The sequence below is a fragment of the Proteus vulgaris genome (assembly GCF_011045815.1).
Taxonomy (GTDB): domain Bacteria; phylum Pseudomonadota; class Gammaproteobacteria; order Enterobacterales; family Enterobacteriaceae; genus Proteus; species Proteus vulgaris_B.
The window spans coordinates 3,754,628-3,779,700 of record NZ_CP047344.1 but is presented as its reverse complement, the minus strand read 5'-3'; the positions used below and the strand labels follow the sequence as shown (position 1 = coordinate 3,779,700).

Annotated in this window: 20 protein-coding genes; 14 read left to right on the top strand and 6 right to left on the bottom strand. The window is 39.8% G+C overall.

Going from position 1 to position 25,073, the window contains the following annotated elements; genetic code table 11:
• Nucleotides 1–11 precede the first annotated feature (11 nt).
• From GTH24_RS17750 to caiF, 4 genes are all read left to right on the top strand, one after another.
• Nucleotides 12–2,930 (top strand): cytotoxic necrotizing factor Rho-activating domain-containing protein, encoded by a 2,919-nt coding sequence (locus tag GTH24_RS17750; protein WP_164526771.1) that lies wholly within the window; start codon nucleotides 12–14, stop codon nucleotides 2,928–2,930.
• A gap of 390 nt (nucleotides 2,931–3,320) precedes the next feature.
• A complete protein-coding gene (locus GTH24_RS17745) occupies nucleotides 3,321–3,932 on the top strand; it encodes a lytic polysaccharide monooxygenase (protein ID WP_164526770.1) in 612 nt (203 codons plus the stop codon).
• A 290-nt stretch (nucleotides 3,933–4,222) separates the two neighbouring features.
• Nucleotides 4,223–4,885: a fructose-6-phosphate aldolase gene (gene fsa / locus GTH24_RS17740; RefSeq protein WP_072069084.1), complete on the top strand. Its 663-nt coding sequence runs from the start codon at nucleotides 4,223–4,225 to the stop codon at nucleotides 4,883–4,885.
• 570 nt (nucleotides 4,886–5,455) lie between these two features.
• Nucleotides 5,456–5,848 carry a carnitine metabolism transcriptional regulator CaiF gene (gene caiF, locus GTH24_RS17735; RefSeq protein WP_072069083.1) on the top strand — a complete coding sequence of 131 codons (393 nt, stop codon included), beginning with the start codon at nucleotides 5,456–5,458 and terminating at the stop codon, nucleotides 5,846–5,848.
• A gap of 68 nt (nucleotides 5,849–5,916) precedes the next feature.
• Here the strand turns inward: caiF and caiE are convergent, their stop codons facing one another.
• The 6 genes from caiE to caiT form a co-directional block, all read right to left on the bottom strand.
• A complete protein-coding gene (caiE, locus tag GTH24_RS17730) occupies nucleotides 5,917–6,510 on the bottom strand; it encodes a carnitine operon protein CaiE (protein WP_072069082.1) in 594 nt (197 codons plus the stop codon).
• 39 nt (nucleotides 6,511–6,549) lie between these two features.
• The gene (gene caiD / locus GTH24_RS17725; protein ID WP_115350255.1) at nucleotides 6,550–7,335 is read right to left on the bottom strand and encodes a crotonobetainyl-CoA hydratase; all 786 of its coding nucleotides are present in this window, start codon (nucleotides 7,333–7,335) and stop codon (nucleotides 6,550–6,552) included.
• A gap of 76 nt (nucleotides 7,336–7,411) precedes the next feature.
• Nucleotides 7,412–8,968, bottom strand: a complete 1,557-nt coding sequence (gene caiC / locus GTH24_RS17720) for a crotonobetaine/carnitine-CoA ligase (RefSeq protein WP_072069080.1) — start codon at nucleotides 8,966–8,968, stop codon at nucleotides 7,412–7,414.
• Between the two features lie 74 nt (nucleotides 8,969–9,042).
• On the bottom strand, nucleotides 9,043–10,263 hold the full coding sequence (caiB, locus tag GTH24_RS17715) for an L-carnitine CoA-transferase (protein ID WP_072069079.1): 1,221 nt from the start codon (nucleotides 10,261–10,263) through the stop codon (nucleotides 9,043–9,045).
• A gap of 67 nt (nucleotides 10,264–10,330) precedes the next feature.
• Nucleotides 10,331–11,473 carry a crotonobetainyl-CoA dehydrogenase gene (gene caiA, locus GTH24_RS17710; RefSeq protein WP_023582983.1) on the bottom strand — a complete coding sequence of 381 codons (1,143 nt, stop codon included), beginning with the start codon at nucleotides 11,471–11,473 and terminating at the stop codon, nucleotides 10,331–10,333.
• Between the two features lie 41 nt (nucleotides 11,474–11,514).
• Entirely contained in the window at nucleotides 11,515–13,029 is a 1,515-nt protein-coding gene (gene caiT / locus GTH24_RS17705) for an L-carnitine/gamma-butyrobetaine antiporter (RefSeq protein WP_072069078.1), read from the bottom strand.
• A gap of 600 nt (nucleotides 13,030–13,629) precedes the next feature.
• On the opposite strand from caiT, the gene fixA reads away from it, so the two are divergent.
• The 10 genes from fixA to GTH24_RS17655 all read left to right on the top strand — a co-directional run bounded on the left by fixA (nucleotide 13,630) and on the right by GTH24_RS17655 (nucleotide 25,041).
• Nucleotides 13,630–14,403 (top strand): putative electron transfer flavoprotein FixA, encoded by a 774-nt coding sequence (gene fixA / locus GTH24_RS17700; RefSeq protein WP_115350253.1) that lies wholly within the window; start codon nucleotides 13,630–13,632, stop codon nucleotides 14,401–14,403.
• Nucleotides 14,404–14,414: 11 nt separating this feature from the next.
• On the top strand, nucleotides 14,415–15,353 hold the full coding sequence (locus tag GTH24_RS17695) for an FAD-binding protein (RefSeq protein WP_072069076.1): 939 nt from the start codon (nucleotides 14,415–14,417) through the stop codon (nucleotides 15,351–15,353).
• A gap of 56 nt (nucleotides 15,354–15,409) precedes the next feature.
• Entirely contained in the window at nucleotides 15,410–16,702 is a 1,293-nt protein-coding gene (fixC, locus tag GTH24_RS17690; protein ID WP_072069075.1) for an FAD-dependent oxidoreductase FixC, read from the top strand.
• Nucleotides 16,699–16,986 carry a ferredoxin-like protein FixX gene (gene fixX, locus GTH24_RS17685; protein ID WP_023582978.1) on the top strand — a complete coding sequence of 96 codons (288 nt, stop codon included), beginning with the start codon at nucleotides 16,699–16,701 and terminating at the stop codon, nucleotides 16,984–16,986. Before fixC ends, fixX begins: the two co-directional genes overlap by 4 nt.
• A gap of 86 nt (nucleotides 16,987–17,072) precedes the next feature.
• Nucleotides 17,073–18,395, top strand: coding sequence for an MFS transporter (locus tag GTH24_RS17680; RefSeq protein WP_164526769.1), 1,323 nt, complete (start codon nucleotides 17,073–17,075; stop codon nucleotides 18,393–18,395).
• Between the two features lie 471 nt (nucleotides 18,396–18,866).
• Nucleotides 18,867–20,504: an AMP-binding protein gene (locus tag GTH24_RS17675; protein WP_164526768.1), complete on the top strand. Its 1,638-nt coding sequence runs from the start codon at nucleotides 18,867–18,869 to the stop codon at nucleotides 20,502–20,504.
• A gap of 66 nt (nucleotides 20,505–20,570) precedes the next feature.
• Entirely contained in the window at nucleotides 20,571–21,806 is a 1,236-nt protein-coding gene (locus tag GTH24_RS17670; RefSeq protein WP_072069073.1) for a CaiB/BaiF CoA transferase family protein, read from the top strand.
• Nucleotides 21,807–21,842: 36 nt separating this feature from the next.
• Complete coding sequence (locus GTH24_RS17665; RefSeq protein WP_072069072.1) at nucleotides 21,843–22,670, top strand: acyl-CoA dehydratase activase; 828 nt, start codon at nucleotides 21,843–21,845, stop codon at nucleotides 22,668–22,670.
• The gene (locus tag GTH24_RS17660) at nucleotides 22,667–23,908 is read left to right on the top strand and encodes a 2-hydroxyacyl-CoA dehydratase subunit D (RefSeq protein ID WP_115350250.1); all 1,242 of its coding nucleotides are present in this window, start codon (nucleotides 22,667–22,669) and stop codon (nucleotides 23,906–23,908) included. The genes GTH24_RS17665 and GTH24_RS17660 overlap by 4 nt, the downstream gene beginning before the upstream one ends.
• Complete coding sequence (locus GTH24_RS17655; RefSeq protein ID WP_072069070.1) at nucleotides 23,908–25,041, top strand: 2-hydroxyacyl-CoA dehydratase subunit D; 1,134 nt, start codon at nucleotides 23,908–23,910, stop codon at nucleotides 25,039–25,041. Before GTH24_RS17660 ends, GTH24_RS17655 begins: the two co-directional genes overlap by 1 nt.
• Nucleotides 25,042–25,073: the final 32 nt, after the last annotated feature.

The window sequence follows — 25,073 nt, the reverse complement described above, 5'->3', positions numbered from 1 at the left end:
ATTATAAAAACATGACAATCAAACAATTAAACACAAGAACCCCAACCGTGGTGGTTCATGATAATCGCGGATCAACCATTCGTGAAATTAGTTATTGTCGTCATCCTGACACAATAAATAAAACGGATGAGCGTATTACTCGTCACCATTATCATGCTCGCGGTTATTTAGAACACAGTATTGATGCAAGATTGTATGAAGCCCAGCAATCCGATTCAACTGTTCAATCTAATATTCAGCAAACAGTTAGTTTAGGGGGAGCGTTATCACTTTCACAAGGTGTTGATAATGGGAATAGCTTTAATCTCAATGATATTGAGGGTGCGATTTTACAACAGATTAATGCCAAAGGAACCGTCACAATCTATGAATATACCGATCCACGTTTTGAGCGAAATTTAGATAACATTAAAGAAGGAAAGCTAGGCGAAAATCGCACTAGAGTGGTGCAGAAATTTAAGTGGGCTCAAGCTTGGGATGAGTTTATTACTAAAAATCAGGTAGGAAAATGCATTGAACACTTTGATATCGCAGGAAAGAAAACAGCCGATAGTTTTTCATTATTAGGTGGTGTGTTATCTGAAACGCAACAATTATATTTTGGAAGAGAGATTGATTTGAGTTCAAATAATGACGTTTTTAAAATAGAAAATTCAGAAAAATACACCACACAATATACCTATGATGCCACGGGAACAGTATTAACTGAAACGGATTGCAAAGGGCACCAACGTCGCATGATTTATGATATTGCGGGTTTTGTTAAGCAGTCTTGGCTTACGCTAAAAGGACAATCAGAACAAATTATTTTACGTTCATTAACTTATTCAGCCGCAGGACAAAAATTACGTGAAGAGCAGGGTAATGGTTTGGTGACGACTTATGAGTATGAGCCTGAAACCCAGCGTTTATTGCATATTAAAACAGCACGTCTTCAAGGTCATGCATTAGGGGCGAAGATCATGCAAGATCTGCGTTATGAGTACGATCCTGTTGGTAATATTATTTGTTTGAAAAATGATGCTGAAGCGACTCGCTACTGGCGTAATCAGAAAGTGGTGCCTGAAAATCGTTATGTATATGACTCACTCTATCAATTAGTGAGTGCGACAGGACGAGAATCAGCAAATCAGCAAACACCCGCGGCGATGCAATCTCAGCTCATTACCACATTAGTCAAAGATACACAAAGCTATACCAATTATACGCGGTTATACGCTTATGATCGCGGTGGTAATTTAACGCAGATCCGACATAACTCTTCAATTGCACAACAAAGCTTTACTCAAGATATCGTTGTTTCAAATAAAACCAATCGAGCCTTATTAAAATCACAATGTGAAGATCCTAAAAAGGTGGATAGCTATTTTGATGAGAGTGGTAATTTAATCAAGCTTCTCAATGGTGATGCCATTATTTGGGATGAACGTAATCATCTGAAAGCCACAAATCAGGTAATAGAGAGTGGTTTTTTATATGAAGGTGAAACTTACCAATACAATAATACAGGGCAACGTGTTACGAAAATACGGGGGCGTAAAGCAGCTTATGGCCATTTAGAAAAAGTTACGACGCATTATCTACCGAATATTGAAATATGGGAAGTGAATGAAGATCCGGTGGCAGAAAAATATATTGTAGCGCAAGTAAACGCAGGAACAAGAGCTGGTGTGAGAGCATTGTGTTGGGAAATCGGTTCGCCTAAAGGGATTGAAAATAATTCACTGCGTTATAACTATGATGACGGTATGGGTAATAGCGGATTAGAAACCGATGGTCAAGGACAATTAGTCAGTTATGAAGAGTATTACCCTTATGGCGGGACTGCGATTTGGTCGAGTGAAAATGCGGTAGAAGCCGATTACAAAACTATTCGTTATTCGGGTAAAGAAAAAGATTCAACAGGAATGTATTACTACGGTTACCGTTATTATCAGCCGTGGATTGGTCGTTGGTTAAGTGCCGATCCCGCAGGTACGATTGATGGGCTAAATTTATATCGTATGGTGCGTAATAACCCCGTGACGTTACATGATCCTGATGGGCGAATGCCTAATAGCAGTTTCTCTCTTCTTTTCGCATCAGATGATATGAAGCTACAAAAGGGATCTATTACTCCGTTACGAAATCGTGGATTATTTGTGGGGAGTAATAAAGAAAGTTCTGAGGCGACATTGCCATTCGCTATCAGTCGATTTGATTCAGTTGAGCATAATCCTGTGTTAAGAGAGTATAGTCCGGAATTATTGAAACGAGGCGGTGATTTATACCAATCAGTTCATATCTTCCGAGGTTCTCAGGTTACGTCCCAAAAGCCTGGTGTTGGAACAGTAGGAACTTATTGGGGGCGCAAAACACTTTTTGATGATCTAACCGCTATTTATGTTACGAATGGTAGATCAGGCAGTGTGGGCATAAGCATCCAGTTGGATGATATTCAGGAGAAGAAACCTATTGTCATTACGTCAGGAGCTTTAAGTGGCTGTACGATGCAATACGCTGTAGATAAAGAAAAATTTTATGCAGTTCATACCGGACAAAAACCCGGCGACGATAGCTGGAAAACGGGTATTCAAGGAGTGAGCACAACACAACACAGCTTTAGAGCCCTGTCGGGTAAGAATTTATCGGTATCAGGAAATCATAATAATGACTTGATTGGTACATTAAGTGAGTTTGAACGTTCGGTAATAACTTATCTTGGGAAACAAGGCACGAGGATAGATCAAGTTCAAGAAAATGTCGCTGTATTTGATTATAACAATCAACATAAAGTATCTCGTTTTGAACCCAGAGCTGGCTATAGCTACGCTTTATTGGCTCGGGATACAGGAAAAGTCAATGTAAAAGTATTATCGGAAGATGTAACTATCAACAAGAATACCAGCAAAATTACTGTTCTTGACTCAATGAAAGTTCGTTTACACTAACACATCGTTGTTACAAGAGAACATCGTTTACGATTGTACATTGATAGAATGTAATCTCATTAAAATATATATCTAAAACATACAATCCGGTGAGGTAGTATTTTTGCCTCATTTGGGTTGTTTTTATCTTATCTTGATAATTTGAATGCTTTTAATAATGTGTAAAATAAAGTATTAAAAAATAATTTAATATATTGTTTCAATAATAAATCATCATCTAATTAATATTAATATGGCGTTTTATTCCCGTTTTAATATTAAATTAAATAGCGACATCGCTCACAAATATAAATAAACACATATTAAATTGTCTTTTTTTGACTAATATCTAATGTGATTAACGCAATCATGATATTTAAAAATACTTATTAATAATTATGAGGTTTTATTATGAAGAAAAATAAACTTATGGTATTTACTGCAACGTTATTATTATCATCAGCGGGTTTTGTTTCAACAGCGTCAGCCGATGTAACATTAAAGCATGGATATATTGATGTTCCCCCCAGTAGAGCTTTCCTTTGTTCATCAAAAGGGGGCAATTTAAATAAAAACTGTGGTCCAATACAGTATGAGCCTCAATCTATTGAAGGACTTAAAGGTTTCCCTGAAGGTGGTCCAGCAGATGGTCAAATCGCCAGTGGAGGCAAAGAGGCTTTTTCTGCGTTAAATGCACAAAGTGCTGATCGTTGGCATAAAGTAGCAATGAAAAGTGGAGAAAATACCTTTAAATGGACATTAACTGCAAAGCACAGTACAGAATCATGGCGATTCTTTATTACTAAACCAGAGTGGGATGTTAATAAACCACTGACTCGTGCTGATTTTGATTTAATACCATTCTGCCAACAAGATGATAATGGTAAAATACCAAAGGAAACCGTAGAGATAAATTGTAATATACCAGAGCGTTCTGGTTATCAGATTATTTTAGGTGTTTGGGATATTGCTGATACAGGTAATGCTTTTTATCAAGTTATTGATGCTGAGTTTAAAAAATAACCAAGTTAATTAAAATTATTTTTTAATATCAATAAGAATGTTGGATATATATTATTCCATCTTAAATATAATCCGATCTTGGATATTAAATTAAAATCTTAAATTTAGATTGATAATTCTTTATTTGTTAAATAAAAATAATAGACATCTATTATTGAAATTTAATCAATAGCGCCTTTGTGTGGGCGCTATTTTTATTGGATCGACTAGAAATCCTTCGCTCACAATGCTACTTTCTACGTTATACCTATAATTATTTAGCTTAAAAACCACATCATTGAGGCGCGATTATGGAAATCTATTTAGATACAGCGGATATCGAAGAAGTCAGAAAACTCTCTCAAGTTCTTCCTATTGCAGGTGTCACTACCAATCCGTCTATTATTGCTAAATCGGCACAAGATATTGAAACACTGTTACCTGAATTAAAAGCAGCCATGGGAGGCAAAGGCCGAGTATTTGCTCAGGTCATTGCCAGTGATGTCGATACCATGATTGAAGAAGCATTACGTATTGGCAATATTGCAGATAATACCGTGATTAAAATCCCAGTTACTGAAGCGGGACTTGTCGCCATTAAACAATTAAAACAAAAAAATATGCTGGTATTAGGTACCGCGATTTACAGTGTCTCACAAGGATTAATGGCAGCCTTAGCTGGGGCAGATTATATTGCGCCTTATGTTCACCGAATGGATAGACAAGGATCTGATGGGGTAAGAGTGGTAAAAGAGTTACAAACATTGATTACCATGCATAATTTACCCACAAAAATCCTCGCTGCGAGCTTTAAAACACCCCGTCAGGTTGTTGATTGTTTATTAGCTGGCGCTTCTTCGGTGACATTACCGATTGAACTTGCTTATTCTATTATTCGTTCACCAGTTGTCGATGATGCAGTAAATAGGTTTGCAGATGATTGGCAAACCGCATTTGAACGTCGTTTTTTATAATCAAATTAATAATATGAGACTAAGTGCTATAGTGCTATAGCACTTAATTTATCCATTTTGGGATATTTAAGATATTAATCTTCACTTTTACTAATGTATTAATAACTAGATTTTGATGGCTTAAAATAAACGAATATTGATTTACATCTAATAATAAGCCACCTTTCTGGCAATCTAAATTTAGATCTATTACTATAATCTTAGTCTATAAGTGGATTATTAATATAATCTATCTATTTTTTATTTTTTTTGAAAAAATAGTTTATTTATCAATGAGTTGTTATTTTTCTCTAAAAGCTATTTTATATTTTAATATTTAATTAATTTTTTGTTTTTACTCAGTTTAATTGTTATTGCTTTGGCTTTAATAATAAAATAACAAATTGTGACAGGTGTGTTAATTAAAGAGTTTGGTTGTTAAAGATAAACTAAATATTATATTGATGGGGTTGTTAACTTACCAGATTAACAGGGAAAACCGATACTCCGCGGTGCAATGATAATTAACATATACAGTTATTATCTCTATTTAGCGATAAATAAAACTTTATTTGTGATACTGGAGTAAATATGTGCGAAGAATACATGAATAAGCCACTTTATCTATCAATTGCTGACTGGGTTCAAGCGCAAGAGCGTTGGGTAAGTGCGAAAGAAATTGCAACAAAATTCGATATTCCTCAATGCAATGCGATTAATATCGTTTCTTATATTCTTTCTGATGTAAAAGAAATCGAATGTGAAACGAAAAGTGTCCCTAATCAGTTAGAAGGTAGAGGATGTCAGTGCCAACGAATGATCAAAGTGAGTCATATCGATCCTCAACTTTATTCACGCTTAAAGGGCCATGTTCAGGGTAAAAGTAGTCAAAGTTCTCCTGAGAAATTAGCAGCGATGATCCCTCATGGATTAAACCATGAACAAAAATGGCAATGGATGTTATCAAAATCACAACGACGCTAACGTGACTTATTAAGTGGTAGGCTAAAAAAATAATGACGACAGGCGCGAATAACGCCTGTCGCTGTTTGCTACTGACCTTTCGGTTTCACTTCTGTTGTGCCTCGTAAACGTGGGCGATTAGGTTCAGGTGCTGTTAAAGGCGTAGTTTCGACTAAGCTTTGACGACAGCGTACCGCTAAGTCTTGATATTCTCGAGTGTTCATCCGTTTCCATTCCATATCTTGTTCAGTAATATCACGGAAATGTTTGGCAGGACTGCCAATTAACATTTGGCGAGGTTGCCCTTGAAAACCCGCTTTTACAAAACTCATTGCGGCTACAATGCTTTCTTCACCAATCACTGCGCCGTCCATAATCACGCTGTTCATGCCGACTAAGCTATCACGCCCGATAATACAACTATGAAGAATGGCACCGTGTCCAATATGCCCATTTTCTCTAACAATGGTATCCATATCGGTATAACCGTGCATGATACAACCGTCTTGAAGGTTCGCACCTGCTTCGACAATTAAGCGTCCATAATCACCTCTTAATGAGGCTAAAGGGCCGATATAAACTCCTGCGCCTATAATTACATCACCAATTAATACTGCCGATGGGTGAATATAGGCGGTTGGGTGTACCACAGGAACAAGACCTTCAAACGCATAGATACTCATCCGTTTTCCTCTTTGTTGTATTATCGAAATACTAGATAATTACCGTCCTTTCCATTCAGGGGCACGTTTTTCAGCAAAGGCAAGTGGCCCTTCTGTGGCATCTTCTGAATGGAGAACACTTGGGTAATGTTTTAATACACCACTGCGCATTAATTTGTAGCCTTCTTCAATAGAAAGCTCACTGGTAGCACGATAGATCTCTTTTAATGCTGCAACGGCCAGTGGGGCGCTATTAGCGATTTGGTCTGCGAGTTCACGAGCACTATCCATTAATTGTGCAGAGCTCACAACACGGTTTGTAATGCCCCAACGTAATGCTTCATCCGCATTCATGCGACGGCCTGTCATCAGCATTTCATTGACAATCGCAGGTGGTAAACGCTTAGGTAAACGCAGTACACCACCGCTGTCAGGCACGATCCCCAGCTGTGCTTCAGGTAATGCAAAAGAAGCGTTGTCTGAGCACACCATCATGTCAGCAGCGAGTGCTAATTCAAATCCACCACCAAAAGCATAGCCGTTAACCGCTGCAATGACAGGTTTATCTAGATTGAAAAGCTCGGTTAAACCAGCAAAACCGCCCGCACCGAAATCAGCGTCAGGAGCTTCACCTTCAGCCGCTGCTTTTAAATCCCATCCTGCCGAGAAAAAGCGTTCGCCTGCACCAGTAATAATCGCGACACGTAAGCTAGGATCATCACGAAAACGAAGGAAAACTTCTCCCATTTCATGACTGGTTTTCGCATCAATAGCATTGGCTTTTGGTCTATCTAATACAATTTCAAGTACTGAACCACGTGTTGTTAAGTGTAATGATTGGCTCATGTTGTATTCCTTTTCATCATCAAAAATAAGCATTTATGATTGAGGTTATTAAGTTGTGGTTGAACCTACCTATGCCTTATTTCAAATGCTTTTTAATCACTTTTCCGGAGCAATTACGTGGTAAGCCTTCCCTAAATTCAACGGCAGAAGGGACTTTAAACTTCGCCATATTTTGCTCACAGAAATGGAAGAATTCTTCTTCACTCAAGGTTTCATTTTCAACCAGTACTACAAAGGCTTTGATTGCTTCATCACGAATATTGTCAGGCACTCCAATTACGGCGACATCTTGAATTTTAGGATGTGAAGAAATGATATTTTCAATCTCAACGCAAGAGACATTTTCACCACCACGTTTGATCATATTGCAACTGCGATCAACGAAATAGAAAAAGCCTTCATCATCCCGATAACCATAATCTCCTGTATGTAACCAACCTTCTGGCTCTAAGGCTTTTGCTGTGGCATCAGGTCGATTGTAATACTCTTTGAAAATGGTTTTACCGGGTTCGCCTTTTACGCAGATTTCACCCACAACGCCATCAGGGACTTCGTGGTTTTGTTTGTCTCTGATTTGAGCTTGATAACAAAAACCCGGTCTGCCAATTGATGGCCAGCGGCGTTTATCACCGGGTCTGTCACCAATTAAACCAACTATAGTTTCTGTCATGCCATAAGAGGTGAGTAATCGCACGTTAAAGCGCTCAATAAAGGCGTCTTTTTCTTCGTCTGCGAGATTGAGGTAGAACATCACTTCACGTAATTTGTGTTGCTTTTCTTCGGATGAAATCGGTTGTGCCATTAACGTTCTCATCATCATGGGAATGCATTCCGTCACCGTCGCTTGATACTTAAGAATTTGTTTCCAAAAGGCTCTAGCACTGTATTTTTCGAGTAGGACAAATGTCGCACCTACAGAAAATGCTGCGAGAGATGCGGTGCATTGGCAATCAATATGAAAGGCAGGCATAACAGTGAGATAAACATCGTCTTCACGTAATGCGTTTTGCCATGATGAGTAATAACCGGCAAAGCGTAAGTTATAATGTGTGATAACAACGCCTTTGGGTTGAGAAGTTGTACCTGAGGTAAAAAGGATCTCAGCGGTATCATCTACACTTAATGGAGTGTGATGATTAAGTGTAACAGGATGCTTGGCTTTCTCTTTTAGAAAATCAATAATCCCTTTCTCAGTAGGAAGACTGTTTTCTGTTATTAAAAACAACTGAGTTAAAGGATTTTGTTCATCCTGTAACATAGGTTGGTAAATAGGATAGAAATTATCACGTGTTACTACGTAATGGGCTTGGCAGTGATTGATTATCCATGCGCTCTCTTCATGCATAAAGCGCGCATTAATCGGCACCATGACAGCACCTATTTTTGCCAGCCCAAACCAGCAAAAGAAAAACTCAGGGCAGTTATCAAGATGTAAGGCAACGTGGTCGCCTTTTTTTATGCCACCAGCATGGAAAAGATTTGCGGTTCTGTTTATCTCTTCATTTAATTCACTGTAGCTAAATTGTCTCACTTGTCCTTGTGCGGCTTCAAAAATTAGCGCTGTTTTTGTGCCATAAACCTCAGCCAAATCATCCCACATTTGACGTAAGTTTTGTTTGCCAATCACATCCATTAAACTGTTATCCTATTCTTTTGCCATGAGTTCAGATGCGCTTTCTATCTTTGCGCTATCTGAATTCAACGGTATTATTTTTCGATTTTAGCCAGTCCCTTATCGACTAGCCCCCTGATTTGTTCGTCGCTATAACCGATATTTTTCAAAATCGCATCAGTGTCCATGCCGTGAGATGGCATTCCACGCCAGATTTTTCCAGGATTATTTTTAAATTTCGGCATCACATTTGGCCCTTTGCAGGTGTCACCATTCATGGTTTGCCATTCGGTGATCGATTCACGCGCGATATATTGCGGATTGTCTTCAAGCTCAGGGATAGTCAGTACTTTGGCACTGGCAATATTGAGCTCTGAAAGTCGTTTAAGGACATCAGTGATCGGTTGTTTTGCTAGCCATTCATCTAATTTGTCTTCAAATAATTGACCATGAGGGCAATTAATACGGTGAATAAGTTGCGTACCTTCTGGTACTTCAGGTGTACCAAGCAGATGAGCAAGGCCGATATCTTTGAAAATTTCTTCAATTTGAGTGATACCGACAACTTCCATCACGATATAACCATCTTGGCAACGGTAAAGCCCACAACCTGCGTAGTACGGATCTTTCCCTTTGGTCATTCGAGGGCATATTTCGCCACCATTGAAATAATCCATCATGAAGTATTGCCCCATACGCAACATCACTTCATACATTGCAATATCAATACTTTCACCTTTACCCGTTTGTTGAACTTTATACAGTGCCGCTAACGCGGACGTGGTTGCTGTCATTCCTGAGAAATAATCTGCGGTATAAGGGAAGGCTGGCATTGGCTGATCTTTGTCACCATTTTGAATAAGGTAACCACTAAAGGCCTGAGCGATGGTGTTATAAGCGGGTAGATTGGTATATTGCGGATCACCGTATTGGCCAAAACCCGACAAATGCGCAATAACCAATTTAGGATTATGCTCCCACAATACTTCATCAGTAATGCCACGACGTGCAAAGGCTGGGCCTTTACTGGCTTCGATAAAGATATCGGTTGTTTCCATTAATTTTAAGAACGCATCACGACCTTCGTCTTTAAAGATATTTAGCGATAGTGCATGAAGATTACGGCGAGAAAGCTGAGGATAGTGAGGTTGAACGCGAATGGTGTCAGCCCATGCAACGTTTTCAATCCAAATCACTTCAGCACCCCATTCTGCAAACATTTGTCCTGCAAATGGCCCTGCAATTTCAATTCCTGAAAACACAACACGAACCCCTGAAAGTGGGCCGAATTGTGGCATTGGTAAATGTTCTGTCATAGCGTCACCTCATAAGTGGTTGAGTGAAGACTCTCTCACCTAATGATGAGAGAGTTTTCGTGATTAATTAGCGGTACTGTTTAAGCACTGAGCGTCCTAATGTCAGGATCTGCATTTCGTCAGAGCCACCAGAGACACGATCAACACGAAGGTCACGCCAGAAACGAGAAATACGGTGCTCGCCAGCAATACCCACACCACCAAGCACTTGCATTGCACTATCAACCACTTCAAATGCCGCATTCGCACAGAAGTATTTACACATGGCTGCATCACCTGAAGTGATTAAGTTGTTGTCACTTTTCCATGCAGTTTCATATAACATGTTGCGCATTGAATTGAGTTTGATCGCCATATGAGCGAATTTTTCTTGAATAAGTTGGAAACGGCCGATAGCTTCGCCAAATTGCACACGTTGGTTGGCATAACGAGCGGCATCTTCAAAAGCGCACATTGCTGTACCGTAGTTAGTGAGAGCCACTAAGAAACGTTCGTGATCGAACTCTTCTTTTACACGGTTAAAGCCGTTACCTTCACGACCAAACATGTCTTTTTCTTCAAGTTCAACGTTATCGAAAGTGATTTCACAGCAACTATCCATGCGTAAACCCAATTTTTCTAACTTGTTGACTTTAATGCCCGGTTTACTCATATCCACAAACCATTCAGTAAAGATAGGTTTATCTGGGGATGCAGAGTCACGGCTCATGACAACAACATAAGGGGTATAAGCACTACTGGTGATGAAGCATTTGCTACCGTTAAGGTAAACTTTGCCATCTTTACGGGTATAAGTGGTCTGTAAGCTACCGACGTCAGAGCCTGCACCGGGTTCGGTGATAGCAGAGTTCCACATCTGTTTACCTGTACCACGGAACGCCATAATTTTATCAATTTGCTCTTGAGTTCCTTCACGCAAGACGGTGTTAAAGCCACCAGGTAATTGATAAAGCACATAAGTTGGTGCACCTAAACGACCTAATTCCATCCAAATTGCGGCAACAGTAACAAAACCTGCATTTAATCCACCATGCTCTTCAGGAATAAGCAGATTGTCGATTTCCATATCCGCTAAAGCTTTGACAAAACGCTCTGGGTATTTACTTTCGCGATCACACTGTGCGAAATAAGCTTCCCAGTTTTCACTGGCCATTAATTCGCGGACACCGTCAACAAACAGTTCCTGCTCATCATTCAATCTAAAATCCATGTTAATAACCTCTTAATATGTCATTCTTTGCGTATAGCGGATCAGTCTTTCCAATGTACTTTGGCATCTTTAATAAAGGACAAGGTGACCATGATATTGACGAAAAATAGTGGGCATCCTCCGGCGATAATGGCGGTTTGAATTGGTTTTAAACCCCCAAGTGCGAGCAGAATGATGCCGATAACACCGACCAGCACAGACCAGCCGATACGCACTAATAAAGGGGGCTCAGAGCCTTCTTTCATAGAGCGACAAGTGGACATTGCTAGTGTGTAAGAACAGGCGTTAATTAAGGTGACAGTGGCAATAAAGCAGAGGATAAAGAAGCCCCACATTGTCGCTGTACTAAGCGGTAATGCCGCCCATGTTTCGATAATGGCGCGTGGAACACCATATTGTTCAATCAGTTGTGGAATGTTGAGAATATTTTGGTCAATCAGTTGTAAGGTGTTACCACCAAGAATTGTCCAAATTAACCAAGTCCCTGCGGTTAAGCCTGAAACCATTCCTAAACACAGTTCACGAACAGTACGGCCTTTAGAGATACGTGCTAAGAAGATACTCATTTGGATGGCGTAAATAACCCACCATGCCCAATAGAAGACTGTCCAGCCTTGAGGAAATCCCCCTTTACCGATTGGGTCGGTATAAAACAGCATGCGAGGCATATACATCATCAATGTACCGACCGAATCGGTAAAGTAGTTGACGATAAAGCTCGCACCACCAACGATAAACACCCAGCCCAACATTAAAAAACTCAGGTAAGTACGAATATCGCTGGCGATCTTCACCCCTTTTTGCAGACCAAATGCCACACAAATTGCGTTTAATAAGATCCAGCAAGAGATAATAATGGCGTCTAATTGCAGGGTATGAGGAATACCGAATAAGTATTGAATACATTCAGTGACTAATGGTGTTGCTAAACCAAGACTAGTTCCCATTGCTAGAATTAAAGCAACGAGATAGAAGTTATCAATAATAGTTCCAACAATCCCATTAACGTGTTTTTCACCGATTAATGGCGTTAAGGTGCTACTTGGGCGAATAACTTCCATTTTGCGAACAAAGAAGAAATAAGCGAATGCAACAGAAAGGAAACTATAAGTTGCCCAAGGTAGAGGACCCCAGTGGAACAAGCTGTAAGCAAGGCCAATTTCTTTAGCTTGCGTTGAATAACCTTCCATTCCAAAAGGTGGGCTTGAAATGTAGTAGTATATTTCAATCGAACCCCAGAAAAGGACGGCGGCTGATGTACAAGACGCAAACATCATAAAGATCCAGCTTGCGGTACTAAATTCAGGTTTATCTTCCCCAAGACGTTTATTGGCATAACGACCGAAGACTAACCAAAACCAACCTCCGAACATGATAACCATGTACCATTCAAAGGCCCAACCCCAGACATTGGTAACATAGCTGAATACGGCATTAATCACTTCATTTGAAGCATCAAGATCGCGTACTGTTAACCAACATAAAATACCAACAATGATCAATGGCGGAAAAAAAACCTTCGGTTCTATTCCTGCCTTTTTATTATCTTTGCTCATAGGTAAAATTTCCAAATATATTTAGCGCAGAAGTTTAAGTAGTGTTAATTCTTAATAACTAATAAAACAATTAAGTTTATTTATGAATATTTTGTCTATTGGTGATTCATCATAATAGAAAAATAAAGTCATTGGCTAATCTACAAATCCATTAATGATGAAGAATGATGAATATTATAAGAAATCTATTCTGTTATTCACTTCACACTATTCTTTTTGTCGATTTTATGTTACGTTTTATAACGTTTTATTTTCATTGTAACTTATTGATAATTGTTAATATTGCTTTGTATGTAATCGGCTTGTTATATTCTGTCTTTCAATATTGTTGATCTGAGTGGCAATATTGAATGTTAAATACCATTATATTTATTATGTTCAATATTGTTGATCGAAGTAGCAATATTGAAAGTTGAACACTTCAATTAAAATTAATTTCAATATTGGTGATGTATTTAGCAATATTGAACGCTATCTCTTCTTTATTTAATAATGTTCAATATTGGTGACCTGGGTTTAATTTTTTAATCACTTAATTATGTTAATTCTATATTACATTGCCAGAGTAAATGACATTATTTATTAATTTCAGGAGATGTAATGAATATTATTACATGTTACAAGAGTGTTCCCGACGAGCAGGATATTACGGTAAATAGCGCAGACAGTTCGCTGGATTTTTCTCGTGCTAATACCAAAATTAGCCAATATGATTTAAATGCGATTGAAGCCGCTAATCAGCTTAAGACGCAACTTGATGGCATTCAAATCACGGCAATGAGTGTTGGTGGTAAAGCACTGACAAATGCGAAAGCACGTAAAGATGTTCTTTCTCGCGGTGCTGACGATTTAGTTGTTGTAGTTGATGACCAATTTGAAGCCTCTTTACCCTACCAAACGGCGATTGCACTGGCGGCAGCAGTCACTAAAAAAGGTTATGACTTAATTCTTTGTGGCGATGGCTCTGCCGATCTCAGCTCACAACAAGTTAGTTTGCTGGTGGGAGAAATTTTAAATATCCCAGCAATAAATGGCATTAATAACATTGTTTCTCTCTCTAATGATTCAATTACGGTTGAACGTGAATTAGAAAATGAAATTGAAACACTGACCATTCCATTACCCGCTGTAATTGCGGTGTCTACTGACATTAACACACCTCAGATCCCTTCGATGAAAGCCATTCTTGGCGCAGCCAAAAAACCAGTTCAACAATGGAGTGTTGCCGATTTGGGTCTGGATGTTATTACTGCGCGTTCAGAGCAAAAAATCGCGGCACCAAAACAAAAAGTCCGTCAACGCATCATCATTGAAGGTGATGGTGACGATCAGATTGCTGAGTTGGCAGAACATTTACGCAAAATTCTTAAGTAATAGGGGGAGTTATGAGTCAGTTTTCAACTGTTTGGGTATTTAGTGATGCACTTTCCCGTTTACCAGAATTAATGGGTGGCGCTTTTTCATTAGGTCAATCTATTAATGTATTCACATTGAATGACGAACAAAGTGCAGCTGCCTTTAAATTAGGAGCAACAGCGGTTTTCCAATTAGAAGGCAAACCAGACGATCGCATTATTGAAGACTATGCACAAAGCATGGTTGAAACTATCAAACAAAAAGGTGATGCAGGTTTAGTGCTATTACCTAATACACGTCGTGGCAAATTACTCGCAGCGCGCTTAGGTCATCGTTTAGAAGCGGTTGTTTCTAATGACGCACAATCTTTAAAAGCAGACGGTGATGCATTAGTAACAAAACACATGGTTTACGGTGGTCTTGCTTTTGGTGATGAAACCCTGAAAACCGCTTATTGCGTAGTGACTGCAAGTGTAGGTGCTTTTGATGTTGCACCAGAAACAGGTGCTACGGGTAATGCACAAAAAGTGGAATGGATTGCCCCAGCTCAAACCATTATTCGCAATGCAGTTCAGCCTCGCGAAATTAATGCGGTTGATTTAGATAAAGCGCGCTTTGTTGTCAGTGTAGGTCGCGGTATTGGTAGCAAAGAAAATATCGTTATTGCAGAAGAATTAGCCAAAGCCATTGGTGCTGAAATCGCGTGTTCTCGTCCTGTTGCTGAAAACGAAAAATGGATGGAGCACGAGCGCTATGTCGGTATTTCTAACCTGATGCTAAAACCAGAACTTTATTTGGCAGCCGGTATTTCAGGGCAAATTCAACATATGGTTGGCGCTAATGGTGCACAAATTATTGTTGCTATTAATAAAGACAAAAATGCACCTATCTTCCAATTTGCTGACTACGGCATTGTCGGTGATTTAATGAAGATTTTACCGGCATTAACTCGCCAATTATCTAACTGATTTATTTAAGCAGAGAAGGTGACTTCTCTGCGTTTATCGCAAATTCTGGAGATGTTATGTCCGATTCCGAAGATATTTTCGATGCCATTATTGTTGGCGCAGGATTAGCAGGATCTGTGGCTGCACTTGTTTTAGCAAGGGAAGGCGCACAAGTATTGCTAATAGAAAGAGGTAACTACGCTGGCGGGAAAAATGTAACTGGTGGTCGTATGTATGCACATACTCTTGAACGCATCATTCCTGAGTTTGCGCAAGAAGCACCCGTTGAACGCGTTATTACTCACGAAAAATTGTCGTTTATGACTGAAACCGGCGCAATGACAATGGATTACCAAAATGCACAAGGAAATAACCCAAAAACCGCCTCTTGGTCTGTATTACGTGGTGAGTTTGATCAATGGCTAATGGAACAAGCCGAAAATGCGGGTGCGCAATGCATCACAGGCATTCGTGTTGATAAGTTAGTCGAGCGTGATGGCAAAATTGTTGGCGTTGAAGCCGATGGGGATGTGTTAGAAGCCAAAGCCGTTATTTTAGCTGATGGCGTGAATTCTATCTTGGCTGAACAGTTAGGGATGACAAAACGTGTTGCGGCTGAAAATGTCGCGGTAGGCGTAAAAGAGATCATCGAATTACCTGAAAGTGTGATTAAAGATCGCTTTAACCTAAAAGATAACGAAGGCACAGCTTGGTTATTTGCGGGATCACCTACCGATGGATTAATGGGGGGTGGTTTTTTATATACCAATAAGACTACGCTCTCTTTAGGTCTTGTTTGTGGGCTTCACCATGTTAAAGATGCGAAGAAATCAGTACCACAAATGCTGGAAGATTTTAAACAGCATCCCGTTGTTGCGCCGCTAATTGAGGGCGGGAAAATGGTGGAATACGGTGCGCATGTCGTTCCAGAAGCGGGCTTAAGAATGCAAAACGAATTAGTACGCGATGGTGTATTAATTGCAGGTGATGCCGCAGGGATGTGTATGAACCTTGGTTTTACTATCCGTGGCATGGATTTAGCGATGGCATCTGGTGAAGCGGCTGCAAAAACGGTGCTTTCTGCTATGGAGAAAAATGATTTTAGTAAACAATCACTTAATGAATATCTAAAACATTTAGAAGATGGCCCGTTACGCGATATGAAAGCGTATCAGCGTATGCCTGATCTACTTGATAATCCTCGTATGTTTACTGCTTATCCTGAAATGGTCGTTGGTATCGCGAAAGATCTCTTTACTGTTACGGGTGAAGCACCTGTACCAATGCGTAAAACCATGATGCGTCATACCAAAAAAGTCGGTTGGATGAATCTGATCAAAGATGGGATCAAAGGAGTAAAAGCAATATGAGTTCTCCCGTAAATGTCGATGTCAAACTAGGCATCAATAAATTTAATGTCGATGAAGAAAATCCACATATCGTCGTTAAAGAGCAACCTGATATGCAGGTATTGGAAACTTTAGTCAAAGCCTGTCCTGCTGGTCTTTATAAAAAACAAGAAGATGGCACCATCAGTTTTGATTATGCAGGGTGCTTAGAGTGTGGAACGTGTCGAATTCTTGGTTTAGATAGTGCGCTTGAAAAATGGGAATACCCACGTGGAACTTTTGGCGTGGAATATCGTTACGGATGATGTATCGCTACTTTTCTCCCAGTGCTGCCTCCGGCCTGGGAGCTTTTCTTTTTTATTTTATTTAGAAAAAATACCAGGACGCAGTCATGCAACCCAGAAACTTTGATGATATTCGTTTTACCTCTGTACATCGTCGGGTGATGTTATGGGGGAGTGGTGGCCCTTTTCTTGACGGCTATGTGTTAGTAATTATCGGTGTGGCATTAGAGCAACTCACACCGTTATTACAGCTTGATTCACAATGGATAGGTCTGCTTGGTGCGGCAACATTAGCCGGGCTTTTTATTGGCACATCACTTTTTGGTTATATTTGTGACAAAGTGGGGCGTCGTAAAATGTTCCTTGTGGATATTGTGGCTATTGCCATTATTTCTATTGCCACGATGTTTGTTTCCACGCCAGTGGGTCTATTAGTGATGCGATTCCTTATTGGGATTGTGATTGGTGCTGATTACCCCATTGCGACATCGATGATCACGGAATTTTCCAATAAAAAACAACGTGCTTTTGCTGTCGGTTTTATTGCCGCAATGTGGTATATCGGGGCGACGTGTGCCAACTTAGTCGGTTATTTTTTATATGATGTGGCAGATGGCTGGCGATGGATGTTGGGTAGTGCTTTTATACCTTGTGTCATTATTCTAATTGGTCGTTTTGATTTGCCTGAATCTCCACTTTGGTTAATACGAAAAGGGCGTATTCAAGAGTGTAATGAAATGATGATCAAACTTTTTGGTGAACCTGTTGTTTTTGAAGCTGAAAATGCTAAAACAACCCGTTTTATCGAACTCTTTAATAAACGTCATTTTTCTTTTGTGCTTTTTGTTGCGGTTATTTGGACTTGCCAAGTTATCCCGATGTTTGCCATTTATACCTTTGGACCACAAATTGTCGGTTTATTAGGGTGGGACGCAGGAAGAAGTGCGGCATTAGGGAATGTGGTGATTAGCCTGTTCTTCATGTTTGGGTGTATTCCTGCCATGTTTTGGTTAAATCAAACAGGGCGACGTCCGTTATTGATTGGTAGTTTCGCCATGATGACACTGGCATTATTGGTGTTAGGGGTTTTCCCTGATTTACCTATCTTATTTGTTATCTTAGCATTTGCGACTTACGCTTTCTTTTCTGGTGGCCCCGGTATTTTACAGTGGCTCTATCCTAACGAATTATTTCCGACTGATATTCGAGCGTCAGCCGTGGGTATTATTATGTCAATAAGTCGTATTGGTACGGTTATTTCAACTTGTGCGCTTCCTGCCTTTATCGCTACTTACGGAATTAATACGACGATGCTAGTGGGTGCCGCAATTTCTTTATTCGGCATGATAGTTTCTGTGTTGTTTGCACCAGAAACCAAAGGATTAACGCTTAATCAGACTTCAACTATGCCGATGCGTCGAGGAAAATAGTTTCTTGAATCGATGATTAATAAAATAAGTTAAGTGATTTAAATTATTTTTTATTTAGATGTTATAAAATTTAATCGTTATTGTATTTATTTTTATATTATTTTCATTTAAATTATTACATCAATATTTATTGATAAGGTTTGTTTATATTTTAAAATGAGATGAGTATGTTTATATTAAAAAGAGAGTGGTTTTATTATTTTATTTAAATAAAATGACTCTCCTTTTTCTTTATTAAAAATAACACCTCTATAACGCCTTGGTTTCAAATTTATCTCATTGTTATTAATTACTCTTCAATTACAAATTATATTTAACCCGCCAAATTTAGACCTCAATCACAAATCTTTCCCAGACTATTCAAATGACGAAAAACAGTTCGTTATTTACCAAGAATGAATAATATCCCCTACCCAGAATAAGGTCATTACAGACGCAAACACCAGCAAAAAAGCGGTTGAGTAGGTATTTATGGCCTTATTAGAAATGACAGTTAAAGAATGTCTAAACAATATTGTAAAGCAATATGCTTCACAAACAGCCTTGATTGAAAACCAAAGTAAAAAGGCACTTTCTTGGCAACAATTACAACAAGAAGTAGAAAATGTTGCGCGTGGTTTTTTAGCTATTGGTTTAAAAAAAGGCGATCGTTTAGGTATTTGGTCTGCTAATAGTAAAGAGTGGATAATTTGTTTTCTTGCCGCTGCTCAAATTGGTGTTCCTGTTGTTTGTATTAACTTTCATTTTAAAAAAAGAGAGTTATTAGATTTATGTAGATTAACTGGTATTAAAGCATTGTGTTTTTCTGATGGGTTTAAAAGTAATAACTTTATTGAGGTGATTAATTGTCTTGCTAAAAAAGTCACTGAAAATAAGGATGTATTACCTCAGTTATTTATTAGCATGGGAAATAAATCGGCAGAAAAAAGCGTTTCGTTATCTCAATTAAAAGCAATTAGCCAAAAAATATCAGATAAAGAATATCAACACGCTGTTTCACAAGTCAGTGTAAAAGATTTACTGACAATTCAAATGACATCAGGTAGCACCGCTATGCCTAAAGGTGTCATGTTAAGCCAATATAATGTGATTAATAATGCCATGCTGTCAGCACAGCGATTAGGCGTAACACATAACGATGTCATTTGCCTTGCTGTTCCTCTATTTCACTGCTTTGGGCTCTCTTCTTGTCTCTTTTTTGCGTTAACAACAGGATGCCAATTAGTTCTGCTTGATAACTATTGTGCAGAAGATGTTTTGAAAGTGGTTCAAGACTATCGTTGTACCGTTATGCATGGTGTGCCAACGATTTTTAGCCGTTTAATGAAACATGAGCAATTTTCTCACTACGATTTATCTAGCCTTGATAAAGGCATTATAGCTGGGGCAAGTTTTCCTCCTGCGTTAATCGATGATATTGAAACTATTCTCGGCATGAAAGGGATCACCATCTCTTATGGTCAAACCGAAGCTTCTCCTTGTTGCACTCAAACATTACCAAACGATGCTTTACCAATAAAACGCAGTTCTATCGGTAAGCCATTACCTTTTGTTGAAATGAAAATTATTAATCCGAAAACGGGTAAACCTATGCCTGTGGGTATTTTGGGTGAAATTTGTACCCGTGGTTTTCATGTGATGATGGGTTATGACAATGCTCCTGATAAAACCCAAGAAGCTATCGATGAAGAAGGTTGGTTACACACAGGCGATATCGGTTATGTCGATGAACAAGGAAATTACCACTACGCCTATCGCATGAAAGAGATTGTAGTCCGTGGTGGTGAAAATATCAGTCTTTGTGAAATAGAAGAGGCTATTGCGGAATATCCCGGTGTTGACGCAACAAAAGCCTTTGGTATTCCTTCGGTTGATTTAGGTGAAGAAGTGATTGCCTCTGTTTGTGTGCAACAAGGCCATACCATTACGGAAAGCGAATTACAGGCATTTCTACAAGAGCGACTAGCTCGCTACAAAATCCCCAAAGAACTCCATTTCTTTACGCAGTTTCCTCATACCCCTTGCGGAAAAATTGATGTGCAAGCCCTGAAATTGCAATTGGGTTATGGCGTTTCAATCAAGGATGAAAAAACCAAAGTAGCGGGTTAAGTGACAACGGATTTATCCACATTCTGACAACAGCAGTATGAAGTCTAAAAATAATTAGGAGAAAAAATGACAAGTCGTAAAGCACTGGAAGGCGTCACTGTAGTTGAGTTGGCGACCTTTATTGCCGTACCCGCAGCGGGACGTATTTTAGCTGATATGGGTGCGAACGTGATCAAAATTGAATCCCCAAGTGGTGATAATTTACGTTACACCGCACCGACTGAAGGTCGTCCATTAGATCAACATGAAAACACTAGTTTTGATTTAGAAAACGCCAATAAACGAGGTATCGTATTAAATACGAAAACAGAAGCAGGTAAAAAAATTCTGTTTGAACTGCTAGAAAAAGCCGACATTTTCTTAACTAACTGGCGTCCTGGTGCAAGAGAACGTGCGGGGTTGGATTATGAAACGTTAAAACAACGTTTTCCAAAATTAGTTTACGCCAGTGTGACAGGTTATGGTGATGAAGGCCCAGATAAAGATCTACCAGGATTTGACTACACTGCATTCTTTGCCCGTGGTGGTATTTTAGGTTCGCTGTACCAAAAAGGCACAGTACCGATGAACGTGATCCCGGGTCTTGGCGATCACCAGTGTGCATTAGGCTTGGTTTCAGGTGTGTTAGCTGCTTATATTCGCGCTAAAAATATTGGTCAAGGTGAGTATGTTTCAACTAACTTACTGCATACCTCAATTTATACTCAAGCAATCATGATCCAAGCGGCACAATACCCAGATTATGGTCAGCCGTATCCAATCGATCGTCGTAATACTACCAGCCCATTTATTCTGGCTTATAAAACAAAAGATGACCGTTTTATTCAAGTCTGTATGCCAGTTTATGACGCCTACTATCCAACCTTTATTTCTTGTATTGGTCGTCCAGATTTAGCGGAAGACGCTCGTTATACACGCCTACAAGAAGTGGCAAAAAATAATCGCTCCCCTGAATTATATGACCTGATTTGGCAACAAATTGAGCAAAAAACAGCGCCAGAGTGGGCAGATATTTTCACCAAAAACGATATCCCATTCAGTATTGCGCAAACATGGGAAGAAGTGCTGGAAGACAAACAGGCTTGGGCAATTAACACCTTCTACAACATGAAGTACAAAAATGGCAGTGAAAAAGCCTTAGTTCGTCCACCTATTGATTTCTTAGAGAGTGGTTTACCTGAATATCGTCGTGGTCCTTTGTTAGGTGAAGACACACCGTCTGTATTAGCTGAATTAGGGTATAGCGCAGAAGAAATTGCCAGCCTTGAAGCCAATAAAGACGTGATGACGTGGAAAGAATAATCCATTTATTTTTTTAATTTTCAGGAGAGCAAAGGCATGCAACAAGACATTTTCACAATGGGCGTTGATATCGGATCGTCTGCATCAAAATGCATCATCATGAAAAATGGTGACGCAATTGTCGCTAAATCACTGGCATCAGTGGGTGCAGGAACCTCAGGGCCTGAAAAAGCGATCGCTGAAGTATTAAGCCAATTTGGTGGCTCCCTCAGTCAGATCAGTTGGATCTGTGCAACAGGTTATGGGCGTAATTCTCTGAAAGAAGCCAATAAAGAAGTGAGTGAACTGAGCTGTCATGCCAAAGGCGCGCACTTTCTTTTTCCGGGCGTCAAAACAGTGATTGATATCGGCGGTCAAGACGTTAAAGCACTTCATATGGATGGTGCAGGCCGTTTATTAAACTTTGTGATGAATGACAAGTGCGCCGCCGGTACAGGACGCTTTTTAGATGTAATGTCGAGAGTATTAGAAACCAAGATTTCTGACCTCGCTCAAGAGGGCGCTAAGTCCACTAAGAAAGTCACGATTAGCTCAACCTGTACTGTGTTCTCTGAATCAGAAGTGATTTCTCATCTCGCGAATAACGAAACAATACCCGACGTTATTAATGGCATTCACCGCTCTGTAGCTAGCCGTATTGCTGGTCTTGCAAAACGAGTGGGTGTTGAAGCCCCTGTTGTGATGACAGGCGGTGTTGCCAGTAATTTTGAAGTTGTTCGTTATGTAAGCGAAGAGTTGAACGCCTCTATCGCCACCTCACCTTTATCACAATACAACGGGGCGATAGGTGCCGCCATTTATGCCTTTGAAGCGTACCGCCATCAACTGGAAGACGATGCGTTAACAATAGGAACATCAAAATGAGCAATGTAGATATGAATGCGCCGGATTATATTCCTGCGAAAAAACGACTGCAAAAAATTGCGGCTGATGCTTATCAGCGTGCGTGGGATGCTAAAAATAGCGGTGAAAAAATAGGCTGGTGTGCCTCTAACTTCCCACAAGAAATTGCGGAAACATTAGGTTTATGTGTGGTTTATCCTGAAAACCAAGCCGCAGCAATTGCGGCAAAAGGTGCAGGTTTAAAAATGTGTGAGCATGCAGAAAGCATGGGATATTCCAATGATATCTGTGCTTATGCTCGGATCAGTCTTTCTTACATGGATATTAAGCAGTGTGAAGAGATGGATATGCCTCAGCCTGATTTCTTGCTGTGCTGCAACAATATCTGTAACTGCATGATCAAGTGGTATGAAAATATCGCATACGAATTGAATATCCCGATGATCCTTATCGATATTCCTTATAAAAATGATTATGACACTGATGATGTGACTGTGAAGTATGTTCAAGCGCAATTTGATGATGCGATTAAACAACTTGAAAAAGTCACTGGCAAAGTCTTCTCTGAAGAGAAATTTAAAGAAGTTTGTGAAATCTCACAACGCACAGGGCGTGCATGGTTAAAAGCAGCAGAATATTGCCAATATGAACCGTCTCCAATGAATGGTTTTGATCTGTTTAACCACATGGCGGTTGCTGTTTGTGCGCGTGGCAAATTAGAAGCTGCACTGGCTTTTGAGCAACTGTGTGAAGAGATGGAACAAAACATCAAAGAGAAAAAATCGACTTACCGCGGTGAAGAAAAATACCGTGTTCTCTTTGAAGGTATTGCCTGCTGGCCTTATTTGCGTGCCACATCTACCCCGTTAAAAGAACAAGGTATCAACGTTACCGCTACTGTTTACGCCACTGCATTTGGTGTGATTTATCAAAACAGTGACGAGATGATGCGTGCTTACTCTTATGTCCCTAACTGCGTCTCTGTCGAGCGTGCGGCAGATATGCGTATTAGCGTTAGCCGTCAAAATAAAGTTGATGGTGCAATTATTCACGTTAACCGTAGTTGTAAGCTCTGGAGTGGCATTATGCCCGAAATTGAGCGCCGTATTCGCCATGAACTTAAGATCCCAACGGTGACTTTTGATGGCGACCAAGCAGATCCTCGTGTTTTCTCAGAAGCGCAGTATGTCACCCGTGTTGAAGCATTAACAGAAATTATGGCTGCGAATAAAGCAGATATGAAAAAGGGAGACATCTAATGAAAACATTAACGGATAGATTTGATGAGCTGCAAGTGGTGGTGGATAACCCCGTTGCGCAATTAGAAGGTTTTATTCGTAGTGGCAAAAAGGTGATTGGTTGTTTCCCTGAATATACGCCGAATGAAATTGTCTATGCGGCGGGCATGGTGCCTTTTGGTATTTGGGGTGCGGAAGGCCGTGAGATCTCAGAAGCGAAGAAATATTTTCCTCCTTTCTATTGTGCGCTAGTGCTTTCTTCTCTTGAGATGGGGTTGGATGGTGCGCTGAATAAACTGTCAGCAGCCATAATTCCTTCTTTGTGTGACACCTTAAAATGCTTAGGGCAAAACTGGAAAGCTGGTGTGCCACAAGTGCCTTTTATCCAACTGGTGCATCCACAAAATCGTAAAACCCCTGCAGGGATTGCTTTCTTAACCGAACAATACAAGAAAATTGCACTGCAATTAGGGGAGATTTCAGGTCAGCCTGTGACAGATGATGCACTAAAAAATGCGATTCATCTGTTTAATCAGCGTCGTGCCGCGTTACGCGAGTTTTCAGAGATGGCTGCGCTTCATCCAAATTTAATCACACCACAACGCCGTAATACCGTGATCAAAAGTGGTTATTTTATGGATGTTGTTGAACATACAAAAGCCGTTGAAGCCATTGTTGCACAATGCAAAACCTTATCTCCAGAACCTTGGAAAGGGCACAAAGTTGTTGTGACAGGCATTATTGCGGATAGCCCTTCTATTCTACAAATTTTGGCTGATAACAAGATGGCGATTGTGGCAGATGAAGTGGCACATGAGTCTCGTCAGTTCCGTCAAGATATCCCAGAAAATAACGCCCCTTATGAAGCAATGGCAGAGCAAATCGCTCAGCTTGAAGGGTGTTCACTTTTATATGATCCAGAGAAAAAACGTGGTCGTTTAATTGCCGATATGGTGAAAAACACAGGTGCAGATGGTGTTGTCTATTTGCTAACAAAATTCTGTGATCCTGAAGAATTCGATGCCCCGATAGTGAAGAAATTCCTCGATAGAGAAGGCATTCCTTCCATCATTATCGAAATCGATCAGCAAACCAAAACGTATGAACAAGCTAGAACGGCATTGCAAACTTTTGCTGATGTGCTTTCTGCTTAACAACATTAATCAATAGTCACAAAAGACCTGTG